Source organism: Oceanobacter antarcticus (assembly GCF_044962685.1).
In the GTDB taxonomy this organism is placed as follows: Bacteria; Pseudomonadota; Gammaproteobacteria; order Pseudomonadales; family Oceanobacteraceae; genus Oceanobacter; species Oceanobacter antarcticus.
Genome location: NZ_JBBKTX010000015.1, coordinates 39,556 through 61,297, shown reverse-complemented (window position 1 = coordinate 61,297; position 21,742 = coordinate 39,556). Strand labels below are relative to the sequence as shown.

16 protein-coding genes are annotated in these 21,742 nt (G+C 52.2%); 9 read left to right on the top strand and 7 right to left on the bottom strand.

The window, feature by feature from the left end; all coding sequences use genetic code 11:
- Positions 1-5 precede the first annotated feature (5 nt).
- The 4 genes from WG929_RS12955 to vapC all read left to right on the top strand — a co-directional run bounded on the left by WG929_RS12955 (position 6) and on the right by vapC (position 3,507).
- Complete coding sequence (locus WG929_RS12955; RefSeq protein ID WP_416206360.1) at positions 6-1,625, top strand: ABC transporter ATP-binding protein; 1,620 nt, start codon at positions 6-8, stop codon at positions 1,623-1,625.
- A 53-nt stretch (positions 1,626-1,678) separates the two neighbouring features.
- Complete coding sequence (gene apbC / locus WG929_RS12950; protein WP_416206359.1) at positions 1,679-2,788, top strand: iron-sulfur cluster carrier protein ApbC; 1,110 nt, start codon at positions 1,679-1,681, stop codon at positions 2,786-2,788.
- Between the two features lie 96 nt (positions 2,789-2,884).
- Complete coding sequence (locus WG929_RS12945) at positions 2,885-3,118, top strand: type II toxin-antitoxin system VapB family antitoxin (RefSeq protein WP_416206412.1); 234 nt, start codon at positions 2,885-2,887, stop codon at positions 3,116-3,118.
- Positions 3,115-3,507 (top strand): type II toxin-antitoxin system VapC family toxin, encoded by a 393-nt coding sequence (gene vapC / locus WG929_RS12940; protein ID WP_369854831.1) that lies wholly within the window; start codon positions 3,115-3,117, stop codon positions 3,505-3,507. The genes WG929_RS12945 and vapC overlap by 4 nt, the downstream gene beginning before the upstream one ends.
- A 194-nt stretch (positions 3,508-3,701) precedes the next feature.
- Here the strand turns inward: vapC and WG929_RS12935 are convergent, their stop codons facing one another.
- The 3 genes from WG929_RS12935 to WG929_RS12925 form a co-directional block, all read right to left on the bottom strand.
- Entirely contained in the window at positions 3,702-4,979 is a 1,278-nt protein-coding gene (locus WG929_RS12935; protein ID WP_416206358.1) for a dicarboxylate/amino acid:cation symporter, read from the bottom strand.
- Positions 4,980-5,114: 135 nt separating this feature from the next.
- Complete coding sequence (locus WG929_RS12930; RefSeq protein ID WP_416206357.1) at positions 5,115-5,711, bottom strand: lytic transglycosylase domain-containing protein; 597 nt, start codon at positions 5,709-5,711, stop codon at positions 5,115-5,117.
- A complete protein-coding gene (locus WG929_RS12925) occupies positions 5,705-7,435 on the bottom strand; it encodes a proline--tRNA ligase (RefSeq protein WP_416206356.1) in 1,731 nt (576 codons plus the stop codon). Before WG929_RS12925 ends, WG929_RS12930 begins: the two co-directional genes overlap by 7 nt.
- Positions 7,436-7,656: 221 nt before the next feature.
- Between WG929_RS12925 and WG929_RS12920 the strand changes: the two genes are divergently transcribed.
- Positions 7,657-8,301, top strand: coding sequence for a DUF938 domain-containing protein (locus WG929_RS12920; RefSeq protein ID WP_416206355.1), 645 nt, complete (start codon positions 7,657-7,659; stop codon positions 8,299-8,301).
- 152 nt (positions 8,302-8,453) lie between these two features.
- Here the strand turns inward: WG929_RS12920 and WG929_RS12915 are convergent, their stop codons facing one another.
- Both WG929_RS12915 and WG929_RS12910 read right to left on the bottom strand, forming a co-directional pair.
- Positions 8,454-8,858: a hypothetical protein gene (locus tag WG929_RS12915; protein ID WP_416206354.1), complete on the bottom strand. Its 405-nt coding sequence runs from the start codon at positions 8,856-8,858 to the stop codon at positions 8,454-8,456.
- A 75-nt stretch (positions 8,859-8,933) separates the two neighbouring features.
- Positions 8,934-11,600: a nitrate reductase gene (locus WG929_RS12910; protein ID WP_416206353.1), complete on the bottom strand. Its 2,667-nt coding sequence runs from the start codon at positions 11,598-11,600 to the stop codon at positions 8,934-8,936.
- 900 nt (positions 11,601-12,500) lie between these two features.
- On the opposite strand from WG929_RS12910, the gene nirB reads away from it, so the two are divergent.
- The 3 genes from nirB (at position 12,501) to WG929_RS12895 (ending at position 17,738) form a co-directional block, all read left to right on the top strand.
- A complete protein-coding gene (gene nirB, locus WG929_RS12905; RefSeq protein ID WP_416206352.1) occupies positions 12,501-15,062 on the top strand; it encodes a nitrite reductase large subunit NirB in 2,562 nt (853 codons plus the stop codon).
- 11 nt (positions 15,063-15,073) lie between these two features.
- Complete coding sequence (gene nirD / locus WG929_RS12900; protein ID WP_416206351.1) at positions 15,074-15,400, top strand: nitrite reductase small subunit NirD; 327 nt, start codon at positions 15,074-15,076, stop codon at positions 15,398-15,400.
- 610 nt (positions 15,401-16,010) lie between these two features.
- A complete protein-coding gene (locus tag WG929_RS12895; RefSeq protein ID WP_416206350.1) occupies positions 16,011-17,738 on the top strand; it encodes a bifunctional protein-serine/threonine kinase/phosphatase in 1,728 nt (575 codons plus the stop codon).
- 115 nt (positions 17,739-17,853) lie between these two features.
- On the opposite strand, the gene WG929_RS12890 is transcribed toward WG929_RS12895, so the two are convergent.
- Positions 17,854-19,971, bottom strand: a complete 2,118-nt coding sequence (locus WG929_RS12890; protein ID WP_416206349.1) for a carboxy terminal-processing peptidase — start codon at positions 19,969-19,971, stop codon at positions 17,854-17,856.
- A gap of 309 nt (positions 19,972-20,280) precedes the next feature.
- Here WG929_RS12890 and WG929_RS12885 point away from each other — a divergent pair, with 309 nt between their 5' ends.
- Positions 20,281-20,712, top strand: coding sequence for an acyl-CoA thioesterase (locus tag WG929_RS12885; protein ID WP_416206348.1), 432 nt, complete (start codon positions 20,281-20,283; stop codon positions 20,710-20,712).
- A 23-nt stretch (positions 20,713-20,735) separates the two neighbouring features.
- Here the strand turns inward: WG929_RS12885 and WG929_RS12880 are convergent, their stop codons facing one another.
- Complete coding sequence (locus WG929_RS12880; RefSeq protein ID WP_416206347.1) at positions 20,736-21,653, bottom strand: LysR family transcriptional regulator; 918 nt, start codon at positions 21,651-21,653, stop codon at positions 20,736-20,738.
- Positions 21,654-21,742: the final 89 nt, after the last annotated feature.

Sequence of the window (21,742 nt, the reverse complement as noted above, 5' to 3'; positions counted from 1 at the left end):
TGAATATGTCTTTGTTAAGTGTACGTGATCTGAGAATCGAACTACCCGCCATACCTAACGCCCAGCAGCCGCAACGGCGACAAGCGCGGCCGTTGGTGAAAGGCATTTCATTCACCATTGCTGCGGGTGAAATCATGGCATTGGTAGGTGAGAGTGGTTCAGGAAAATCGCTGACCGCCCTGGCTATCTTGCGGTTGCTGCCCGATGCCCTGGCGATTACCGCCGGAACGATTGAACTGGACGGCGACGCACTGTTTGAACGTACCGAACGGCAAATGAACAAGGTGCGCGGTTATCGCGCCGCGATGATTTTTCAGGAGCCGCAAAGTGCCCTTAATCCGGTACAAACCTTGTTGCAGCAGGTGGGCGAAGTGCTGACGCTGCATAAGGGTCTGACCGGCGCGGCGCTAAAAACAGCGGTTATTGGACTGCTGGATGAAGTCGGTATCCCTGATCCGCAACAGCGACTGAGCTGGTATCCGCATCAATTGTCGGGTGGCCAGAAACAACGGGTCATGATTGCCATGGCGTTGGCCTGTGAACCGGATCTGCTGGTGGCTGACGAACCAACTACAGCGTTGGATGTCACCATTCAAAAGCAGATTCTGGAACTGCTGAACCAGATCCGCACCGCGCGTGGATTGGGGATTTTACTGATCACCCATGATATGGGCGTGGTCTCGGAAATGGCCGACCGGGTGGCAGTGATGCGCCACGGTGAAATTCTTGAATACCGCCCCTGCGATGAGTTTTTCCAGGCACCCCAACATGAATACAGTCGCCAGTTAATTCACTCACTGCCCAAGCGTACGTTTCGTGATGCGGTTGCCAGCCAACAGGCGCTCCTCACCGTCGAGGGGCTGAAGGTCTGGTTTCCGCAACGTAAAGGTGTATTGCAACGGGTGGTCGGTTATACCAGAGCCGTGGATGGCGTATCGTTCGCGATCGGTAAAGGTGAAACCCTGGCGCTGGTAGGAGAGTCCGGTTCCGGCAAATCGACAGTGGGCCGTGCGGTACTGTCACTGGAACCTCTGACTGCCGGTATCGTCACTTTCGATGGCCAGCGTATTGATCAACTGGATCAGGCCGCGTTTCGACCCTATCGCAAGCGTATCCAGGTGATTTTTCAGGATCCGTTTTCCTCCATGAACCCGAGGATGACCATTCGTGAAATCCTCTCTGAAGGCATGATTAGCCTGGGGTTGCTGGATAATCCCGAACAACGGGAAACCAAGTTGCAGACGTTGTTACTGCGCGTTGGAATGGAAGTGGCTCATCTCGATCGTTATCCGCATGAATTTTCCGGTGGCCAGCGCCAGCGTATTGCCATTGCACGGGCGATTGCGGTAGAACCTGAGCTGATTATCTGTGACGAACCCACCAGTGCACTGGACGTCAGCATTCGTGGCCAGGTACTTGAACTGTTGCAAGAGCTGCAACAGGAGATGGGCCTGAGCTACCTGTTTATCACCCATGACCTGTCGATTATTCCCCATCTGGCACACCGGGTGGCGGTGATGAACCAAGGCGTACTGGTAGAACAGGGCGATTGCGCCAGCGTGATGAACCAGCCACAAGATGCGTATACCCGTGCGCTGCTGGATGCTGCGCCGGTGATTCGGTGACAGCCTATTTATTTTTTGCGGTGCAAACCGTCTGACCGATTCAGGAGTTTGTTGTGTCTCAACTGCCCCAAGCCCAAATTGAACAAACCCAAGTAGAACAAGCTCTGGCGAGCTATATCGACCCTTATCTGGAAATGGATCTGGTGTCTGCCGGTGCCTTGCAAGCCGTCACGATTGATGGCGGCAAGATTAGCGTAACACTGGAGCTGGATTACCCGTCGGAGTTTCTCAACGGCGGCGTGGCGCAATTGTTAACCACCGCACTGGAAAATATCGCTGGCTGTGATGAAGCCAACGTAACCCTTGGCTGGCATGTGGATGCCCACAAGAGCCACGACGGCGGAGAATCACTGGCAGCGGTAAAAAACATCGTCGCGATATCGTCCGGTAAAGGTGGCGTGGGCAAATCCACCACCGCCGTGAACCTGGCCGTAGCACTGGCCAAAGACGGTGCCAACGTTGGTTTGCTGGATGCCGATATTTATGGCCCCAGCCAGGGCATCATGCTCGGCGTGGCCGCTGGCACACGACCAGAAACCATTGATAACAAATGGTTTGTACCGGTTGAAGCCCATGGCATCAAAACCATGTCGATGGCTTATCTGGTAACAGAACAAACCCCGATGGTCTGGCGCGGCCCCATGGTGGCAGGCGCGCTGACCCAGATTCTGACCCAGACCCAATGGGGCGAACTGGATTACCTGCTGATCGACATGCCGCCGGGCACGGGCGACATTCAGCTGACCCTGAGCCAGAAATACCCGGTGTCGGGATCCGTGATCGTGACCACACCACAAGACGTTGCCTTGGCCGATGCCAAAAAAGGCGTCGAAATGTTCCGTAAAGTCGGTATTCCGGTGCTGGGCATGATCGAAAATATGAGCATGCACATCTGCTCCAACTGTGGCCATGCCGAACCTATTTTTGGCGCACACGGCGCTGACCGGCTGGCCGAAACCTACCACACCAAAGTGCTTGGCTCACTGCCACTGGCGACCTACATTCGTGAACAGTCCGATGCCGGAGTGCCGGTTGTGGCTGCTGATGACAGCTCCGAAGTCGCCATGATGTACCGCCATGCCGCCCGCCGACTGGCCGTAGCGTTGGCTCGTGGAGGTGAAGCCGCCGAGACCATGCCGGAGATAGAAGTCTCCGACGACTGATAGGAATGAACAAGTGGCGCTTGGATGCCCTGCGGAAAACAAGCTCAGAACACAGCCCGCATGAGCCACTTGTCCTGTTTTATTTATTGGGCCGCAATGTGTATAAAATGGCTTGTTTCTACACAAAGGTGCAATATGAGAACCAATATAGTAATCGACGACAAATTGATGGCTGATGCCCTTAGTATCACCGGCTTCCAAACCAAGAAAGAGGCTGTAGAAGAGGGGCTTAAGGCGTTGATCAGATTAAAAAAACAAGCGGACATCCGCAAGCTGAGAGGCAGCCTTGAGTGGTCTGGTGATATCGATGAAATGAGAACGGGTAAGTGATACTGGTTGATACCAGCGTTTGGATAGATTTTTTTAATGGGAAAAGTAACCGCGAAGTTGAGATTCTTGACGGAGTTCTAGGCTACCAGGGAGTTGCTATTGGTGACCTGATAATGGTTGAACTTTTGCAGGGATTTCGTTCCGACAAGGATTACAATACGGCGAAAAAATATCTTTTAAATCTTGATTTATACAACATGCTGACTCCTGATCTGGCTCTTTTGGCTGCGGAGAATTACCGTAAGCTTTGGAGAAAAGGCGTTACGGTTAGAAAAACCGCCGATGTAATTATCGCTACTTTTTGTATTGAGAACCAAATCCCGTTGCTCTATGTGGATAAGGATTTTATACCTTTTACTCAACACCTAAAACTCCGTTCCGTCTGTTAGGGGGCGTTCTCAATTGGTCAATCGGATCTGCTGAGAGCCCCCTGGTTGAACTCAGGACTTTGAAACTCACCGGGAACTACCAGAAAATCATCATTCGGCCCCAAAACCTCCTACCAGATAGCATCCAATCTGGGGGCGTTCAATCTTGAGATGTTCGATCGGGCGGGATTACCTGTGTGCCCGGTCATGGCAGGTTATTGTCTGTTGGTGTTGGTGTTGGTGTTGGTATTTCCCAATGCCTGGTCTACCACGATGCTGGCGACAATATCACCTTCGACATTGACGGCAGTACGGATGGTATCGAGTATGCGGTCGATGGGTAGCAAGATGGCGATGGCTTCGGCTGGCAGTCCAACCGACTGTAGCACCATGACCATGGTGACCATGCCAGCACTGGGGATTCCTGGTGCGCCCATGGAGGCAATCATGGCGGTGAGCATGACGATGATTTGCTGGCCAACAGTCAGGTCAATACCGGCGAGATAGGCGATAAACAGTGCCGCCGAGGCTTCGTAGAGGGCGGTGCCATCCATGTTCATGGTAGCACCAATGGGGAGTACAAAACCGGCGACGTCTTTGCTGACGCCCAGTTGTTCTTCACTGCAGCGCAGGCTGACGGGTAGGGTGGCGGCGCTGGAGCTGGTGGCAAAGGCAGTGATTAGTGCTGGTCTGGCCCCTCGCCACAACCACAGTGGTGACTTGCGGGTAAAGATCCATAGCAGGCCCGGTAAAATGACGGCACCGTGGATCAGGGTAATGGTGAACACCAGGGTTATAAATTCGCCCATGGTGGCGAGCAGACGTAAATCCTGGGTAGCCATCAGTTTGGTGAGCAGGGCAAATACCCCTAGTGGTGCGAGTAACATGATCCATTCGATCATGCGCATCAGCAGTGCCAGTAATTCTTGCAGTACGATCAACACCTTCATTTTCTGTTCACCGGATTTGACCAGCGCAATACCCAATAACACGGCGAACACCACAACGGGCAGAATTTTGCCGTCTGCCAGGGCAGCAATCGGGTTCATAAACAGACTGTGCAGGAACTGGGCAAGAAACTCGCTGGCGCTTAATCGTTGTGCTTCAACGTTCTGCATGCTGTCGGCGAACATGGTCAGCTGCATACCACTGCCGGGTTTTATCCAGTCGGTGACGACCAGGGCCAGCACCATGGCGAACACCATCGACAATACAAAAAAACCGAGGGTATAGCGCCAGACACGGCTTCCCTGTTGGTGTGACTGCAGATTGGCAATGCCGACGACGATGGAGGTAAAAATCAGCGGGATCAGGATCATTTTAAGCAGGTCGATAAACAACCCGCCGAGCAGGCTGACGACGTACAGTGTCCGGGTTTTAATCTCGGAATCTGCGTCCATGCCGTTGAGCCAGTAGCCCAGCAGCAATCCGGCGATGGCACCTATCAGTATTTGTATGTTCAGGCTCGGCCACAGGAATGGTTGTTTACTCATAGGTTATCCTCTTGTGCCGGTGGTTGTTTTCGGTAGCTGTATTCGGTGTTGTATCACGAGTCGTATCAAGGTTGGATCTTGTGACTGGATAGTGTCGCTGTGATGGGACTGGTTTTTGTGATTGATGGCCTATGTTCAGTAGTTCACAAACCAGTATTTCTCCCAGGCGGACATGACTTTTTCAGGATACACCGTCCTGCCGAGACTGCCGTTGTAACGGGCGAGGGCGCGGATCCAGTTGCCATTTTCCTTGTCGAGGTAATGACGCAGTATGGTGCAGCCATAACGCAGGTTGGTCGGCGTATGCATCAGGTTGTCAGCGCTGCGGCCGATCTCGTTTTTCCAGAACGGCATGATCTGCATATAGCCTCGGGCACCGACACGAGAAACGGCAAAACGGTCAAAGGCGCTTTCAACCTGGATCACGGCTAAGACCATTTCCGGTGAAATACCGGCGCGGCTGGCTTCGTGATGCACCAAACGCAGGAATTCCAGCCGCTCACGCTGGTTTTTCAGTTTGATCCATTTCATGCCGTCGAGTCGGGATTGCATATCCATCAGCCAGACTTCGGCATCAAAGCGGTCGGGGAAGGACTCTGCGGTGGAAACGGCACCAAGCAACGCGACCCGCAATTCCGGATCGTGATTGGGCATGGCTTCCGCCATACCGGGGGCACAATGGCCACCCAGTATGACGGTCAGCAGCAGGGCAGGTGCCTTGCTGTTTAGCATGACACCTTGTGTTGCAGGAAAGTCATCAGTTCATCCAGGGCGATGTCTTGTTTGTCGTCAGAGCTGCGCGCCTTGTATTCCACGGTTCCCGCTTCCAGACCTCGGTCTGACAGCACGATACGGTGTGGAAAGCCCATCAGCTCCATGTCGGCGAACTTTACTCCGGGGCTGGTTTTTTTGTCGCGATCATCAAGGTAGACGTCGTAGCCCGCTGCGGTCAGTTCGGCGTACAGTGTTTCAGTGGCTTGCTGTACGGCTTCTGAACGGTGGTAGTTCATCGGTACGATACCAATGTGGAAGGGTGCAATCGCATCGGGCCAGATGATGCCGTTTTCATCGTTGTTCTGTTCGATGGCAGCGGCGACCACTCGGCTGATACCAATGCCATAGCAACCCATGACCAGTGTGCTGTCTTTGCCGTTTTCATTCAGTACGGTGGCTTTCATGGCTTCGGAGTACTTGGTGCCGAGCTGGAATATATGGCCGACTTCTATGCCTCGTTTGATTTCCAGTGTGCCTGCGCCGCAAGGGCTTGGGTCGCCAGCAACCACGTTACGCAGATCGGCAAATTCCGGCAGCGGCAGGTCGCGCTCCCAGTTGATGCCGAAGTAGTGTTTGCCGTCTTCGTTGGCTCCGGCACCGAAGTCTGAGCTGATACGCAGGGCGTGGTCGGCAATGATTCGCAGTGTCAGGCCGACCGGGCCGATCGAGCCTGGGCCGGCACCAACGATCGGGCGTATTTCTGCTTCGCTGGCAAATTCGAATGGAGAGGCAATGCCATCGATTTTTGCAGCTTTTAGCTCGTTCAGTTCATGGTCGCCACGTACCATCAGGGCGACCAGTTCGTAGTTGCCTTTGTCGTCGGACTCGCCGTGAACGATCAGGGTTTTGATAGTTTTTTCGATGGCAATGCCATGTTGCTCAACCAGATCGGCAATGGTTTTGGCAGCCGGGGTGTCGACGATCTGCATGTCTGCCGTTGGGGCAGGGCGCTCGCCCGTAGGAGCCACAGCTTCTGCCAGTTCGACGTTGGCGGCGTAGTCGCTGTCGGTAGAGAAGGCGATATCGTCTTCGCCAGACTCGGCCAGCACGTGGAATTCGTGGGATTTGGCACCACCAATGGAGCCGGTATCGGCCCATACCGGACGGAAATCCAGGCCCAGACGCGTGAAGATGGCGGAGTAGGCGACGTGCATGTTCTGGTAGGTTTGTTCCAGGCTGGCTTCATTCAGGTGGAAGGAGTAGGCATCCTTCATGATAAATTCGCGCGCCCGCATAACGCCAAACCGTGGGCGGGTTTCGTCACGGAATTTGGTCTGAATCTGGTACAGGGTAACCGGTAGCTGTTTGTAGCTGCTCAGCTGGTTGCGAGCCAGGTCGGTAATGACTTCTTCGTGAGTCGGTCCAATGCAGAAATCGCGATTGTGGCGGTCTTTGACGCGCAGCAGTTCACCACCGTACTGAAACCAGCGGCCGGTTTCTTCCCACAGTTCGGCTGGCTGCACGGCGGGCATCAGCACTTCCTGGGCACCGGCTTTGTTCATTTCCTGGCGCACAATGGCTTCGACTTTGCGCAGGGTGCGTAACCCCAACGGCATCCAGGTGTATAAACCGGCGGCCAGTTTGCGAATCATGCCTGACCGCAGCATCAATTGATGGCTGACAACAACGGCATCGGCAGGGGTTTCTTTCTCTGTGGCGAGTAAAAATTCGGTTGCGCGCATGGGGCTAGTTCAAATCCGGTTTATTAATCGAAAAAATCGCCCCTGATTCTACTGGCTGGGCGGGCTGGCGGCAATTTGCCTGAGCCTGAGTTTGTGGAGAAAATGACGCGCAAGAAATATAGCGCTATTTCGAAGCGGCACTATTTCTGCTGACCTGTGGCTGTGACATACTCTGCCGCCAGCAAGACTGAGGATTGTCCCGTCGGACAACAGGAACCGCTATGAACCGGGTGAATATTCTGCCGGAATTTCAAATTGCACAGGATTCGGAGCTACCAGTTTCGGAGGCCTGCTTGCGCAATCAGCAACCTATCTGTGATGTCTTGACCCAGGAATTGCCGAAGCATTCTGTGGTACTCGAAATTGGTAGCGGCACCGGGCAGCACGCCGCCTTTATCAGTGAGCGTATGCCGGATATCACTTGGCAACCTTCAGAGATGGCTGCCCGTATTGCGTCAATTAATGCCTGGCGTCTGCGGGCCGGGCGGGATAATTTTCTGCCGCCATTGGTGTTGGATGTCTCGCAGGATTTGTGGCCGGTCAAACAGGTGGATGCGGTGTTTTCTGCCAATGTGGTTCATTACGTCGGCTGGCCAAAAGTCCGTTCGATGATGTCGGGTATTGGTCGGGTATTACGCATTGCCGGTCTGGTGTTTCTGTATGGGCCGTTCAATTATGGTGGCAAGTTTACCAGTGATGGTAACAAAGCGCTGGATGCCTGGCTCAAGGCTGATATTGACCCGGAAGCGGGTATCAAGGATTTTGAGCAAATCGTACTGGCGGCGCGCAAGGAAAAGCTGCGGTTGATCAAGGATATTGCGATGCCTGCCAATAATCGCTTGCTGGTGTTAAAAAAATACATGTAATGCGATCGGTTCTGGCTGGGATGTTCATGCTGGATTCACCGATCTCATCTATAACTCCCAACCTCACCGCTTTAGCTATCGCGCTTTTTATCTATCTCTGTCTCGCTTGCTTTTTATAGCACAGCGTTTTTTTATGACAGAATTGTCCTCCATCAGACCTTCGTTGTGGCAGATACGGCGCTGGTTGAAAACAGGCTTCTGCGGTTGCTACGCTGGAGATTTTGTTGTTGCGCTTGCTGTGCCTTTGCCCAGTGTCGCAGTGGACTGAAGTCTACGCTCAGGGTTTCGAAAAATATAATCTGTTTGTCGGTCAGCAGGCTAACCAGACGTATCAGGGCTTGATAAACCTGACTGGAACGGGATTCCAGTGCTTTTTCGATCAGCTCAATCAGTTCTTCTACCGTGCGATTGGCCCGTATTGAGTGGCCGTCTTGTAACTCGACCTGTAACTTCAGGATTTGAATCGCCGTCAGAACGGTGTCACTGAGCTTGAGTAGCTTGATATCCATCACGTCATCCTGATAGAGATGTTTGTCATAGTGTGAAGTAGATAACACTTTTATATTTCAAGTAATGGCGATTGTCCGAAAATAGGTCTTTCCAGACAATCTTTTGACACTTTTTTGGCTATTTTAAGCCAATTCTGTTTCTTGGCGGATAATGGTTTTTAACTCCGGTACGCAGCTACCACAGTTGGTGCCACACTTGAGTGTCTCACCCAGTGTGTCGACAGCGTCACAGCCATTACGAACGGCTGCGCGAATGGTGTTTTCGCCAATACCAAAACAAGAGCAGACCATGCGGCCGTGGTCGACAACGCCTTCCAGTGGTCGACCAGCCAGTAGGGCTTTACGTTCTGAGGTTGTCAGGCTGGTCTGGGCAAATTGTTCAATTAACCACTGACGAGTGCCTATGGCCTGGTCTTGATGAACAAACAGCACCAGCTCTAACTGCTGATCAACAATGGCCAGCAAGCGCATATGGTGTGTATCCGGGTCGAGCAGTGTCAGCCATTCGGCATCCGGCAGGATCTGTTGCGCCCATTGCTGCAGGCTGTCGAGCGGCTGATTGCCACTGATTTCGTAGCCGTGACAGCCATCATTCAGGCCATAAACCCAGTAGTCACAAGGAATCGCTCCTAGGTCGCTGCGGCTGAGTATCATGCCCTGCCAGGCTGTTGGGAAAGGTTCTGCTTCAACTCCGGTGTATTTCAGTTCCGGCTGGCCGGAAAAAGGATCACAACTCTTGTCGATCAAGGCACCCATGCGTGCTGCGCTGGCATAGCGGCTGGTCCAGTGCATGGGGACAAAAATTTCTCCCGGCCGCTGGTTGGTGGTGATCTGCGCACGCAGCAGGATTTCACCACGACCGTTACTCACGCGGGCAAGACTGCCATCGGCTAACAACAGGCGCCGGGCATCGTCTGGATGAATGTCGACGTATGGCTCACGAATGTGTTGTGCCAGTCGGGCCGATTTGGCCGTACGAGTCATGGTATGCCAGTGATCCCGCACCCGGCCGGTATTCATGATCAGGCTGCCATCCTGGCTGCGTGGAGCAGGTAGCTCCGGTTTTATAGCAATAAACTGGGCTTTTTGGCTCGGGGTGTAAAAACGGTGGTCATCAAAAAAGCGCTGGCGGCCCTGTGGGTACTGGCTGTTGACCGGCCACTGTACCGGTGCCATGGCATCGTATTGGTCGTGGTTGAGGCCGCTCAGGCCGGAGATATCCAGGTCGCGCTCGCCCTGGTTTTCAAATCCGGTCATGCGGCTGTATTCGTCAAAGATATCGGCCGGGTGCTGGTAGTCAAACGCTTCGCCAAAGCCCAGGCGCTGGGCGACCTGGGACAGTATCCACCAGTCCGGTTTGGCTTCTCCGGCGGGGCTTAAAAAACTGCGCTGGCGGGAGATGCAACGTTCTGAGTTGGTGACGGTGCCGTTTTTTTCTCCCCAGCTGGCCGCTGGCAATAACACATGGGCGGCTGCAGTGGTGTCGGTGTTGGCCATACAGTCGGATACTACCACCAGTTCACACTTCGCCAGTGCCACCTTGACATCGTCGGCGTCGGGCATGCTGACCAGCGGGTTGGTGGAGATGATCCAGAGGAATTTGATTTCACCACGTTTGATGGCATCAAACATGTCGATGGCTTTGAGGCCCGGACGAGTGACGACTCGGGGCGCATTCCAGAAACGACGAACCCGATCCACTTCACGGCCAGAAAAGTCCATATGAGCCGCCAGTTGATTGGCCAGGCCGCCGACTTCACGTCCACCCATCGCATTGGGTTGTCCGGTGACAGAGAACGGCGTTGCGCCGGGTTTGCCAATGCGTCCGGTAGCGAGGTGGGCATTGATAATGGCGTTGCCTTTGTCGACTCCGGTGCTGCTTTGGTTAATGCCTTGGGAAAAGACGCTGACGGTTTTATCTGTCGCAGTAAACCATTGAAAAAATGTCTGCAGGTCATCTTCGTCAACATCCAGTTGCTGGGCACACTCTTGCAGGGATTGAGGGGTGCTGGCGCGCGCTGCCTGCAGTGTTTGCTCAAATCCTTCCGAGTGGTTAGCGATAAAGTCGTGATCGAGGGCATTGCTGTGATCGAGCCAGCAGAGCAGGACATTAAACAAAAAAGCATCACTGCCAGGACGAATCGACAGCTGCAGATCGGCCAGGTCGGAGGTGGCGGTTCGGCGCGGGTCAATAACCACCACCTTCATGTCGGGCCGCGCCTGTTTTGCCGCCGCCATTCGTTGAAACAGGATCGGATGCGCCCACGCAGCATTACTGCCTATCAGAATTAACAGATCGGCTTCTTCAAGGTCTTCGTAGCAGCCGGGTACCGTGTCTGAACCAAAGGCCCGCTTGTGGGCGACAACGGCGGATGCCATACACAGGCGGGAATTGGTATCCAGGTTGCTGCTGCCGATAAAGCCCTTCATCAGTTTGTTGGCAACGTAATAATCTTCCGTCAGAATCTGTCCGGCAGCATAGATCGCGACGGCTTCCGGCCCATATTCCTGAATGACTTGCTGCATCTTGTCGGCCACCAGGTTGAGACTGCTCTCCCACGAACTGCGCTTGCCCAACACGGTTGGGTAGAGCAAGCGATCGACGTGATCGACGGTTTCGTGGAGAGAGGAACCCTTGACACAGAGACGGCCGAAGTTTGCAGGGTGCTGCTGGTCGCCAGACACCGGTGCTAACCCTTGGCTGTCCTGATTGACGGTCACGCCGCAACCAACACCACAATAGGGGCAAGTCGTTTGAGTGGTCCGGTTCTTTGTCTCTGTCTGGTTCATAAGGGGCTTTCCAAAACGCAAAAAAAAAGCGCCCACTGATATAAATCAGTGAGCGCCAATGCTCTGTTTTGCACAACACTAAAACAGCTGACGATACCCGCGTTGGTATCGGTAAAACACATTGCCGAGCCTGGACATCGACAAATTCTGATTAAAACCATACAAGAAAAGTGCCAAATAGCTGCACCGATAGGGATTTTGGGTTGTCTGGTTGTCTGGGTCGCCGCTGAACATCGCGCCCGGATGCAAGTAAGGGAAGACTTGCATGACCTTCCAGGTTGTTGATCGGTCGCTGCGAAGTTGCTGTGGTTAGTTCGCGTCTTGTAACGGAATCATCGGCAGCACCCTTGCCCTCAGGCATGCAGACCGGTGTGGTGCGGTTATATGTCTGGACATTGATCGCTGCGTCGGCAGCGATGTGCCGCAGGTACAACGATCCTGTGCGTGACTGCCATTGAGAAGCGCCAGTTTGGTTAATTATTCATCGAAGCCGGAGGGTGTCATTACTCACTTTTATTTTTATGCTCGATATTGGTGCCAATTGAATAGGTTTTGTTTTTTTGTGGTGCAATTATTCAGTATTTTAACTGGTGGTCGTTTTTTGGCCGCCACCATCCGTCGTTGGCGATAAATATTCAGTCATCCTTGATTGATTCCTGTATATGGGCTGAACCAGCACGGATGTGGCGGCATTGTATGACCTGGGGCTATCACCCGGTGAGGTGGCTTTACTCTGTATCTAGCGTGTTTTGATTCCACGTATTCGTTAATTATGCGAGTTGGCATTGTAATTGCTGTAAATACACCGATGCCTTCTCTTGCAATGGAGCAAGAGACGGGTCAGAGCAACGACGCACACAGGAGATAAACATCCGTATGACTAGATAGAGAGATTCCTTCATGAGCAAGAAACGCGTCGTCGTTGTTGGCAACGGCATGGTAGGCCACAATTTCATCAATACGCTGGCCACATCAGAACACTCCTCCGAATTTGATATTATTACCTTCTCAGAAGAACCTCGTCTGGCTTATGACCGGGTGCAGCTGAGCAAGTATTTCTCCGGCTCTACCGCTGAAGACCTTGCATTAACAACCGAATCTGAATACCAGTCTCAGGGTGTTATTTACACACTGAACGACAAAGTCGTAGATATTAATACCCACGAAAAAACCATTACCACTGCGAGTGGCCGCAAAGAAGGCTATGACAAGCTGGTATTGGCAACGGGTTCTTATCCTTTTGTCCCTCCCATTCCCGGTAAAGACCAGCAACACTGTCTGGTTTACCGCACCATTGAAGACCTTGAAGCGATTTCTACGGCTGCCAAAGTCAGTAAGACAGGCGTTGTTGTGGGCGGTGGTTTGCTGGGTCTGGAAGCCGCCAATGCCTTGAAGGCTGCTGGTCTGGAAACTCATGTGGTGGAATTTGCGCCACGGCTGATGGCGGTGCAGCTGGACGAAGGCGGCGGCAAGCTGCTGCGTCGCAAGATTGAAAACCTGGGTGTTCAGGTGCATACCGAAAAGAACACCAAAGAGATTGTCGCCGGTGAAGAATGCCGTTACCGCATGAACTTTGTCGACGGTTCCTTCCTGGAAACCGACATGATCCTGTTTTCTGCCGGTATTCGTCCACAAGACGAGCTGGCGCGCCAATTCAGTCTGGAAATTGGTGAGCGTGGCGGCATCGTGATCAATGATTACTGCCAGACTTCAAATGAAGATATTTATGCCATCGGTGAATGTGCCCTGTGGGATAATAAAATCTACGGTCTGGTAGCGCCTGGCTACAATATGGCCAAAGTAACTGTTGGCCATATTGTTAGCAGTCTGATTACCCACGAGCCCGCGAAAACGGCTTTTCAGGGTGCGGATATGAGCACCAAGTTGAAATTACTGGGTGTTGAAGTAGCCTCTATCGGTGATGCCCATGGTCGTACCGCCGGCTCCCACAGTTATATATTCAATGATGATGTTGCTGAAGTTTACAAGCGTCTGATTGTTTCTGCTGACGGCAAAAAACTGCTGGGTGCGGTGCTGGTAGGAGATTCTGAAGCCTACGGTACTTTGTTGCAGCTGATGCTCAACGATATGGATATTCCTGGCAACCCGGCGGCGCTGATCTTGCCGTCGATGGATGGTCAGGAGCCAGTTGGGCTGGGTGTGTCATCGTTGCCGGAAACCGCCCAAATTTGTTCCTGTTTTGATGTCACCAAGGGCGATATCAGTGCAGCGGTGCAGGGTGGTTGCTGCACCATGGGGGACATCAAGTCCACAACCCTGGCGTCAACCGGTTGCGGCGGTTGTGCTGCCCTGGTTAAACAGGTCATGGATGCGGAACTGGAAGCGTTGGGTGTTGAGGTTAATACCGATATTTGTGAGCACTTCGCTTATACCCGTGCCGAGCTGGCCGACATCGTCCGGGTACAGGAATACACCACGTTTAAACAGGTGATTGACGGTCACGGCAAGGGCCATGGTTGTGAAATCTGCAAACCTGCTCTGGCGTCGATTCTGGCGTCTTTCAATAACGAATATATTCTGAAAGATGAGCACATCGGTCTGCAGGATACCAACGATATATTCTTGGGTAACATGCAGAAAGACGGTACTTATTCCATTGTACCGCGTGTTGCTGGTGGTGAAATTACCCCTGAAAAACTGATTGTGCTGGGCGAGATCGGTCGCGACTACGACTTGTACACCAAGATTACTGGTGGTCAGCGGATCGATCTGTTTGGTGCGCAGTTGCATCAGTTGCCAGAAATCTGGAAAAAGCTGGTGGCTGCCGGTTTCGAAACCGGACACGCCTATGGCAAGTCGCTGCGTACCGTGAAGTCTTGTGTTGGCTCCACCTGGTGTCGTTACGGCGTGCTGGACTCGGTTTCCATGGCGATTGCTTTGGAGGATCGTTACAAGGGTTTGCGTTCACCACACAAGATCAAGTTCGGTGTGTCGGGTTGTACCCGTGAATGTGCAGAAGCCCAGTCCAAGGATATCGGTGTTATTGCCACAGAGAAGGGCTGGAATCTGTACGTTTGTGGTAACGGTGGTATGCGTCCTCGTCATGCGGATCTGTTTGCTACTGAGTTGGATGATGAAACCCTGATTCGTTATATCGACCGTGTGCTGATGTTTTATGTCCGTACCGCAGATCGTCTGCAGCGGACATCGGTATGGATGGAAAACCTTGACGGTGGTCTGGATTATTTGAAAGACGTTGTTATCAACGACAAGCTGTCCATTGGTGAAGAACTGGAAAACGGTATGACCAAGGTGGTGGGTACTTACCAGTGCGAGTGGAAGACGACGATCGAAAGCCCTGAGAAAATGAAGCGTTTCCAGCATTACATCAACGCGGATGCCGCAGACGATAACCTGCTCTATGTACGTGAGCGCGGTCAGCGTCGTCCGGCAACTGACGTTGAGCGTATTGAACTTGTTGATTTGAACTCTGGCAAATAAGGAAAAACATCATGACTCAGTGGACTCAAGTATGTGCGTTGACCGATATCGCTCCAGATACCGGTGTCTGTGCCTTGCATAATGGCGAACAGGTTGCCCTGTTTCGTCTGGGAGGTAGCGATCAGGTATTTGCTATCGGCAACTACGATCCAATCGGCAAGGCGAATGTTCTGTCGCGTGGTATTGTTGGCTCTATCGGTGATCGCTATGTAGTGGCTTCGCCGCTGTACAAACAGCACTTTGATCTGGCGACTGGCGAATGCCTGGAAGATACCGAAGCAGCGGTAAAAGCCTATCGTGCTCGCGTTGAAGCCGGGCTGGTTGAACTTGCCAGCTGATTTTTCAAGTATCGTTGTTTGATTTAAGGGAGCAAGGATGCTCCTGAACTGTTTTATCGCTTAAAGCCATTTTTTGAATTTCGCACTGAAATTTAAACGGCGGCTATGTTTTGGGCTACCCGGCTTCCCCCTCAGTTTTCCTTCATCGGTCTGTGGCCCGGGTGGTTCCTTTTTCTGCTTGTGCTGTATTCCTGTTGTTTTTGTAATCCAAACTGATAGTCTTGTCACCCTGAGTCAGGTAGCTCATTGGCCTTGTTTCTGAATGACTTTGCATCAGAACGGACAAGTTTCCATGCTCGGCGGCCGACTGTCTTTTGGCGTTGCAATCACTGCGAAAATAATCTGAAAATAGGTGTTTGTTAACCTGTTATTCCATTTTTCAGGCATGTCCATGTGTTCAACCCCGACTACGTTGTGTCAAAAACCATGAGTTTCCCTATCGGCATGGGCCCCTGCACCAGGCAGCCGCGCATTCTTTATTAACGCCTTATTTGTCGCCCGAATAGGCGAATCAGCCTTTTTTGCGGTAGCAAGGAGGATTATTGTCCATGTATGCTTTGCGTACACTCGGATGGTGTAACGATCAGCGATCAGACAAAGATACTTAATAATGACAATAGCTCTAGATATTCAGTTCGGAGGGTTTTCCGCTTCAGGTGGAAGAGACGATAATCAGGATGCGTTTGCGGTATTTCAGCCAGACCCAGGCGTAATTCGCTTCAAGGGTGTCGGTGCCTGTATTGCCGACGGTGCCAGCAGTACCGCAAATGCCCAACAGGCCAGCTCCACCAGTGTGACGCATTTTCTTCACGATTATTACAGTACCCCCGATAGCTGGGATGTGAAGCGCTCAGCCAGCAAGGTGTTAACCTCGCTTAACAGTTGGTTGTATCACCATGGCAAACAGGCTTCTTCCAAGAACAACGGGCTGGTGACGACTTTTAGTTGCGTCTTGGTTCACGGCAGTACGGCACATTTTTTTCACGTTGGCGATAGCCGGGTGTATCTTTGGAGTGGCAACAGCCTGGAGCAAATAACCCGTGATCATGTGCATGAAGGTGGTGGTAATACTTACCTTTCACGCTCACTGGGGATGGACAGCCATATTGAGGTCGACTATTTCCAGCGTGATGTTCATCAGGGGGATGTCTTTCTGCTGACGACGGATGGGGTTCATTCCTTTGTGTCACGCAAGGCGATGGTGGATGCCTTGAATGGAATACGGCCAGAGAGTAGCCAGGCTGATGTTGAAGCGGTGTGCTCGACGCTGGTCAGTCAGGCGATTGATGCGGGCAGTGACGGTAACGGAACCAGTGTGATCTTGCGAGTTCGTCAGTTGCCAGATGAAAGTTTGCAGGAGTCCGGCCCGCAGGTTTCTGAACGCCATATTCCGGCCGTATTGTCTGCTGGTGAGAGTATCGATCATTACCAGATCAATCACATTATAGAGTCCAGTGTTTCCAGTATTACTTACCAGGTTGTTAACAAGCGGAATGGTCGTCTCTATGTGCTGAAAGCCCCGGCGATGGGGATACAGGAAAATAGCGATTACCTGGAATGTTTTGCTCGCGAGCAATGGGTTGCTGAACGTATTAATCATCGTAATGTGATTCGTGCACTGCCTCAGGAAGAATCACGTTACAACTATCATATCTTTGAGTGGGTTGATGGTGTTTCCCTGCGTCAATGGATGTTCGATAACCCCGGTGCGGAAATAAACCAGGTACGCTTGATTGTTGAGCAAATTATCCATGGATTACGGGCCTTGCAGCGCACCGGTTTGATTTATCGTAACCTGACTCCAGACAATGTGCTGGTGGGGCAGGATGGCGGGGTCAAGTTGGTTGATTTGGGCGCTATTATCAGTCGTGAGCTCCCGGCGCTGAAAAATTGGCCGGTTTATGATTCGGTTATTTATCAGGCACCAGAGATTTTGCTGGAACAGGAATACAGTGCCCAGAGCGATCTGTTTGCACTGGGAGTCATTATTTATGAAATGCTGGCAGGGCAAACGCCTTTCCGGCTTGATCGAGTGAAGGAGCACGGTGCTCGTTCTTCGTCAGAGTGGCGTTATCAGAGTATCCGGGGTCATCGTCCTGATATTCCTCTGTGGTTGGATCTGGTGCTGCAGAAGGCCACATCCGCGCATACCAACGAGCGCTATCAGGCGTTTTCGGAGCTGCGTGAAGACCTGTATCGACCGAATGAGCAATTGGTCGGAATGCATTTGCGTCGCTCATTGCTGACCCGTGATCCGGTGTGTTTCTGGCGTTATGCCACCTTGATTTTTGCCGGGGTTGCGGTAGCAGAAGCGGTGGCACTGTTGGCTGCTCAGTAGCATCCAGACTGTTTGGCTCAGATGGCAAAGTAAAAAAAGCCCGATACCGTGAGGATATCGGGCTTTTTTGTGAAGTGCTCAACGAAGCACTCTTGGTCTGTTCGCCAGTAGCGAACTAACGTGCGGCCTGGCGCTGAAGATTGAGTTCCGTAAAGTCGAGCAGGATATGGCCTGATTCAGTGAGCAGGGCATCATCCTCTTCTTTTTTGATCCCTTCAGGGTCGTCAGTTTCCGGTTTTGCGGCCTGAGGGTTGCTTTCATCTTCCAGTTTGGTGAGCAGTACCATCCCTTTGGCCTTACGGCGTTTATTTTCCAGGTCGAGACGTTTCTGATCATTATCCTGGCGTTCAGACTCGCGAGTTTTTTCGTTCAGGGATATTTCGGTCTGTTTGCGCATCTCTTCGATCAGCGCCTTTTGCTCGCGCAGAAAAATAAAGTCAGGATCGGTCTGAACACGCTGTTGGTGTTTTTGCCGCAGTGCTACGACACTGGTGCGAATTTGTTCGTCAGCAGCGTATTTGGCAGGGCGGATTTCATCCCATGGTAGAGCTTCTTCCAGAGCACTTTCTCCAATCTTGTCGGTATCGAATAACGAGGGAAACAGTACGTCAGGAATAACCCCCTGATGTTGTGTGCTCTGGCCAGACACGCGATAGAATTTTGCCTGGGTGATTTTGAGCTGGCCGTGGCGCAGGGGACGTAGTGACTGGACGGTGCCTTTACCAAAGGTTTGGCCGCCGACCACAATGCCGCGGCCGTAATCCTGAATGGCACCGGCAAAAATTTCGGAGGCCGATGCGCTGAGGCGGTTGACCAGTACGACCAGCGCGCCATCATAAAGTACGGTTGGATCTTCATCCGGTAGCACTTCGACATTGCCACGGGTGCTGCGTACCTGAACGACCGGACCCTGAGGGATAAACAGGCCGGTCAGACTGATCGATTCTTCCAGTGAGCCACCGCCATTATTGCGCAAGTCGATAATCAAGCCTTCGATACCCTCCAGGCGCAACTCTTTGATCAGACGAGCGACATCGCGGGTTGTGCTCTTGTAGTCAGGGCGATTTTCCATACGACCCTGAAAATCGATGTAAAATGTAGGAATATCAATAACACCGATACGATGATCCTTGCCGTCGTCGCCCTTGATAATCAGCAGCTCTTTTTGTGCCGACTGCTCTTCCAGTTTGACTTCGTCACGGACAATGGCAATCACCTTGGTATCGTTGCCGACGCTGTCGGACGGGATGACTTCAAGGCGCACCGTGGTGCCCTTGGGCCCACGAATAAGATCAACCACCTCGTCCAGCCGCCAGCCAATGACGTCGGTGATGCTACCATCCCGGTTTTGGCCAACCCCGACAATTTTGTCAGCGGGGTGCAAGTTTTTGGCTTTGTCAGCGGGGCCAGCTGGCACCAGTCGCACAACCTTGGTGTATTCATCTTCGCCTTGTAATACCGCACCAATTCCCTGTAACGACAGGCTCATATTGATGTTGAAATTCTCGGTGTTACGGGGAGAAAAATACTGGGTATGGGGGTCAAACGCCCGTGTTACCGCATTCATCACTGCCTGGTAGGCATCTTCCGGTTTGTTTTGATGAATCCGGTTGAGCTGGTTTTGATAGCGTTTTTGTAACAGCTCGAGGGCTGCCTTGTGATCCTTGCCGCTCATGGTGAGATTCAGAATCGAATTTTTCAAGCGCTTGCGCCACAGGTCATCCAGCTCAATGGCTGATGTCGCCCAGGGGGCGTTTTCGCGATCAAGATTCAGTCGTTCATCGTTGTCAAAGTGGTATTCTGCTGCCCGTTCTGACAGTTCAGAGAGCATAAAAGTCAGGCGTTCATTGACCCGCTGTTGTAACCGGTTGTAGATAAAGAAAGGAACTGTCAGGTCTCCGCGCATCAGCACGTCGTCAAACTGTTTGCGATATTTTTCGAATGACTGCACATCGCCGGCGAGCAGATAGCTGCGCGTGCCGTCGAGATCTTCCAAATAGAGGTCAAATATCTTGCTCGACAAACGGTCGTCAAGCCGCTGAAGCTCATAATGACCGCGCAGCAAATTATTGAGTATTTGCTGGGTGGTAACGGCCTGTTCTCTGGTCGGTTCCAACGGCGTAAAGGGCGTTCCGGGACTGACGTCCTGAAGAGCGGCGATAGCAGCTGTTGAAGTAAAAATTACTGTCAATAACAGCAATGACGAAAGCGCTTTTGATAGTCTCAAATACATAGTTACAGCCAGACGTCTACTCGTTGTTTTCAAATTTGTACAACCACTGGGGTATGGGTATGCTTGATCGCCGCCATTTGGCCGCTACTGTAAGGCACCATAATGCAGGCCGATGCGGATGCCAAGCGGTCAATTACAGACGGTCTTGCTAACCGCTTGGTACATAACGGGAGCCTGAGAAAAGTTTTGATGCCAAGGAATAAAAATAATTCCTTGTCTGCGGCTATTGATACTGGAAAGCCGGGCATTTGAGCGATTTCGCTGCAGTCTGTAGCGGGACGTTTTCGAACACTACGAGCAGGAGTCAGTATGGCCAGAGTAACGCTTGAATTACCGCAGACGTTTGAGTTTTCGGTGGATCTCGATGTGCGGATATCGGAAATCAATTACGGTAATCACCTGGGCAATGACCGTATGGTGACGCTATTGCACGAGGCGCGTTTGCGTTATTTACGCCAGTTTGATTTTGCCGAACTCAATATTGAGGGCTTTGGTATTATGGTGACGGATCTGATAGTCAGTTTTCGGGCAGAATCCTTTGTTGGTGATGTACTGACGTTTGAAGTCGGGGTGACGGATTTCAACAAGTATGGCTGTGATTTTATCTATCGCGTCAGCAATCAGGCGCAAGGAAAATTAGTGGCTGAAGCAAAGACTGGCATCGTGTTTTTTGACTATGAGGAACGCAAGCTGGCTCGGGTACCGGCGGTCTTTATTGAGCGTTGTTCCGCCGCAGGATAGCGTCAGCAAGAAAAAACGAGTCCTCAGGACTCGTCACTGCTGATACCGAGGTCGTCAAAGTATTCGGTGATAAAATCGAGAAAGGCACGACTTTTGGTCGCCAGGTAGCGGTTTTGCGGAAAAACGACCTTGATCGTCCTGACCGGAATTTCGACGTCACTGAACAAGCGTACGAGTTCACCATTCTGCAAGTGATGGTCGGCAATATACGTGGGTATTGCGGTAATCCCCATACCCGCCAGGCAGGCTTCGTACACCATATCGATATCGTTGACCGACAGCTTGCGTTCGACGCTGGACAAGGTGAAGCCATGATCCTTTTCGAACTGGCGCAACCAGTTGATTCGAGCAAATTCGGCATTGGTGACCATCAGGATACGGTGACGGTTGAGATGTTCCAGCGAGGTGGGTGTGCCCCAGACCTTGAGGTACTTTGGGGAAGCACAAACCACGATGTTCTGGCGTGCAACTGGCTTGGCGATCAGGCGGGAATCTTCCAGTGTGCCGATACGCAAGGCAAAGTCGTAGCCTTCTTTAACGATATCCAGCGGTCGGTCGGAGATATGCAGATCGAAACTGATATCCGGGTATTTTTCTGAAAAATCATTAAACATCCGGGCAAGTTCGCGGCGGCCAAAATTGGACATTGCGGTGATTCGCAAACGTCCGCGTGGCGTCACATCAAAATCGGTGACCAGTTTTTCGGCTTCAGAGATGGACTCCAGAATGTTCTCACAATGCTGATAGAACATCTGTCCCGCTTCGGTTGGGCTAACGGAGCGGGTGGTGCGATTCAGTAGTCGCACCCCCAGTCGTTCTTCCAGGCCACTGATTTGCTTGCTGACGGCTGACGGTGTGACGCCAAGCGAGTCGGCGGCAGAGGTAAAATTGCGAGCGCGAACAACAGAAACAAATGTTTGCAGAGTGTCTATTCGGGACATGGATACGATTCTTGCCGAAAACCAGATTAGTGCCGCAGTATAGTTAATCCTGAGGAAATAATCAGCTTGCTTCCGGTGTCTTTTGTGTC

Coding starts and splice junctions, on each gene's coding strand:
- WG929_RS12955 (WP_416206360.1), top strand. CDS start 6: ATGTCTTTGTTAAGTGTACGTGATCTGAGAATCGAACTACCCGCCATA.
- WG929_RS12945 (WP_416206412.1), top strand. CDS start 2,885: ATGTGTATAAAATGGCTTGTTTCTACACAAAGGTGCAATATGAGAACC.
- WG929_RS12935 (WP_416206358.1), bottom strand. CDS start 4,979: ATGAGTAAACAACCATTCCTGTGGCCGAGCCTGAACATACAAATACTG.
- WG929_RS12930 (WP_416206357.1), bottom strand. CDS start 5,711: ATGCTAAACAGCAAGGCACCTGCCCTGCTGCTGACCGTCATACTGGGT.
- WG929_RS12925 (WP_416206356.1), bottom strand. CDS start 7,435: ATGCGCGCAACCGAATTTTTACTCGCCACAGAGAAAGAAACCCCTGCC.
- WG929_RS12920 (WP_416206355.1), top strand. CDS start 7,657: ATGAACCGGGTGAATATTCTGCCGGAATTTCAAATTGCACAGGATTCG.
- WG929_RS12910 (WP_416206353.1), bottom strand. CDS start 11,600: ATGAACCAGACAGAGACAAAGAACCGGACCACTCAAACGACTTGCCCC.
- nirB (WP_416206352.1), top strand. CDS start 12,501: ATGAGCAAGAAACGCGTCGTCGTTGTTGGCAACGGCATGGTAGGCCAC.
- nirD (WP_416206351.1), top strand. CDS start 15,074: ATGACTCAGTGGACTCAAGTATGTGCGTTGACCGATATCGCTCCAGAT.
- WG929_RS12895 (WP_416206350.1), top strand. CDS start 16,011: ATGACAATAGCTCTAGATATTCAGTTCGGAGGGTTTTCCGCTTCAGGT.
- WG929_RS12890 (WP_416206349.1), bottom strand. CDS start 19,971: ATGTATTTGAGACTATCAAAAGCGCTTTCGTCATTGCTGTTATTGACA.
- WG929_RS12885 (WP_416206348.1), top strand. CDS start 20,281: ATGGCCAGAGTAACGCTTGAATTACCGCAGACGTTTGAGTTTTCGGTG.
- WG929_RS12880 (WP_416206347.1), bottom strand. CDS start 21,653: ATGTCCCGAATAGACACTCTGCAAACATTTGTTTCTGTTGTTCGCGCT.